Origin of the sequence: Microbacterium sp. ZXX196 (assembly GCF_009709595.1) — a bacterium.
Classification (GTDB): domain Bacteria; phylum Actinomycetota; class Actinomycetes; order Actinomycetales; family Microbacteriaceae; genus Microbacterium; species Microbacterium excoecariae.
In genome coordinates this window covers 1-230 of sequence record NZ_WMEE01000559.1, presented here as the reverse complement: position 1 = coordinate 230, position 230 = coordinate 1, and the positions used below count along the sequence as shown (strand labels likewise).

1 protein-coding gene is annotated in these 230 nt (G+C 56.1%); it reads right to left on the bottom strand.

Annotated features, from left to right (window positions below; all coding sequences use genetic code 11):
* Positions 1 to 230 (bottom strand): MFS transporter (locus GJQ66_RS13965; RefSeq protein ID WP_368732945.1); only part of this gene is annotated, 230 nt, incomplete at both ends.

Genomic DNA, 230 nt, shown 5'->3' with positions numbered 1-230 from the left:
AGCCAAATAAATCACCAGGCCCAGGACCATGCCAATACCCGCGAGGGTAAAGCCAGAGTGGTAACTTCCGATGGTGTTTGCCGCCAACCAACCGCACAACAGTGGCGAGATGCACGCGCCGATGTTGATGCCCATGTAGAAGATCGTGTAAGCGGCATCTCGCCGCTTGTCATTCGTGGGGTAGAGCCGGCCAACCTGGACGGACATATTCGGCTTGAAGAACCCGTTTC